The organism is Vibrio sp. 1078-1, assembly GCF_033340475.1.
The window spans coordinates 1-1,095 of the sequence record NZ_JAWOWM010000083.1 but is presented as its reverse complement, the minus strand read 5'-3'; the positions used below and the strand labels follow the sequence as shown (position 1 = coordinate 1,095).

Genomic DNA, 1,095 nt, shown 5'->3' with positions numbered 1-1,095 from the left:
CCATGAGAAGATTGGGTGAAGTAAGTAAATGCCCAAGCTGTGCTGGCTGATAAAACTCACCACTTTCTGCACGTTCTTCGGCAACCCTTCCCCAAAATACCGACACAGCATAAAAATCATCGATGCCGCCAAAATCACGTTCAATGTTTTGTATGACAACCAACGCCCCACGGTGTATTTCTCCGCTTCCAAACTGTTGGTCACCACCATGGTGAATGTCACGGCTAACGCCACCAATCCAAACCCAGTGAACAACGTCACCATAGAACGATTTAGTGGCACTTTTTGAAATAGTACATAACCCAAAGGCAGATAGCCCATATAGAGCCACATTTGGTTACTCCATGGCCCATCAATCTTGAACAGGAATAACGTGCTAGTGAACATCCAAAAAGCCAGATAGGTATAGAGGACATTGTCATCGACATTACGTGCCATCCATTGGAATAGAGGAATCACGAAATACAGTGGAATAAAGTAATAGAAGAAGCCTAAATGGTAATAGGTGGCATGAAACGGACTATTACTCAGCACTTCTTTGACGGTTTCAAAATCGAATCCTTGTGCCGTCCAACCCGATAGATACGCGTAAAACGTCGACCAAATTAGAAAAGGCACCAACACCTTCCCCAAACGCCGCTTCACGTAATACTTGCCATCAAAAGGACGTGTATCACTGAGCATCAGAGCGCCGGTAATCAAAATAAATACCGGCACCGCCCATCGGGTCACGCTGTTCACTCCAACGGCGGTGAGCCATTGGTCCATTGGGATCACGCCCAACTCGTTTCGATAAGGCGCCAAGACATGAATAGCGATCACAGCCACTGCGGCGACGCAGCGCAATAAATCAAAAAACAGAACCCTTTCTCTCATATCCTTTCCTACCTTGGATCGCTTATCGTTTATAGCATAGGGCAATTTTCACTCAATTAAATAGTTAACAATCTGTTTTTGCTTATTTTTAACCCAACAATGACCTGTTAATTGTATTTAACCGATAAATACTGCTGAACAGAATCAATTGAAACAAAGCGATATGTGACCAACACTTTCTTGAATATGAAACAGATATAATTCACAGAACCCCCTAGG

Annotated in this window: 1 protein-coding gene; it reads right to left on the bottom strand. The window is 43.7% G+C overall.

The features are described 5' to 3' along the window. Positions 1-876 (bottom strand): acyltransferase (locus tag R7190_RS25740; RefSeq protein WP_318137663.1); only part of this gene is annotated, 876 nt, incomplete at its 3' end. Positions 877-1,095 lie beyond the last annotated feature (219 nt).